General features: G+C 69.4%; 1 protein-coding gene. It reads left to right on the top strand.

All coding sequences use genetic code 11. From position 1 onward, the window contains the following. A partial coding sequence (locus EFE23_RS27860; RefSeq protein WP_148058569.1) for a ribonuclease J occupies positions 1-860 on the top strand: 860 nt, incomplete at both ends.

Below are 860 nucleotides of genomic sequence, written 5' to 3'. Positions count from 1 at the left end.
ATGGACATCGCCCGCAAGCTCGGGTATCTGCGGGTGCCCGACGGCATGGTCATCGACGCCCGCGCCGCTCAGGACCTGCCCGGGGATCAGGTCCTGCTGATCTGCACCGGTTCCCAGGGCGAGCCGATGTCCGCGCTGTCGCGCATGGCGAACCGCGACCATGCCATCGGAATCGGCGAGGACGACACGGTCCTGCTGGCGAGCTCGCTGATCCCCGGAAACGAAAACGCCGTCAACCGGGTCATCAACGGCCTCACCCGGCAGGGCGCCCGCGTCGTGCACCGCGGCAACGCCCTCGTGCACATCTCCGGTCACGCCAGCGCCGGAGAGCTGCTCTACTGCTACAACATCGTGCAGCCGAGAAACGTGATGCCCGTTCACGGGGAGGCACGACACCTACGCGCCAACGCCCACCTGGCCGAATCGACCGGCGTGCCGGCCGAGCGGATCGTCGTGGCCGAGGACGGGACGGTGGTCGACCTACGCGCCGGACGTGCCGAGGTGACCGGCAAGGTGCCCTGCGGCCACGTCTACGTCGACGGGCAACTCGTCGCCGACCTCGAATCATCACTGAAGGACCGGCGGATCCTCGCCGAGGAGGGGTTCATCTCCGTCGTGGCGGTGGTCGACACCGCGACCGGAGCCCTCGTCGGCGCCCCGGAGATCCACGCCCGGGGCTCCATCGCCACCGTCGCGCCGTTCGACGACGTCGCCGCGCTGATCACCCGGACACTGTCCCAGGCCGTACTCGACGGCACCACCGACGTCCACGAGTTGCAGCAGCAGATACGGCGGGTGGTGGGTCGCTGGGTCGACCCGACCCACCGTCGCCGTCCGATGATCCTGCCGGTCGTGGTGAC

It is taken from the genome of Micromonospora solifontis, from assembly GCF_003725545.1.
In the GTDB taxonomy this organism is placed as follows: Bacteria; Actinomycetota; Actinomycetes; order Mycobacteriales; family Micromonosporaceae; genus Micromonospora; species Micromonospora solifontis.
The sequence above is the reverse complement of the archived record's forward strand: the minus strand, read 5'-3'. Positions and strand labels throughout refer to the sequence as shown.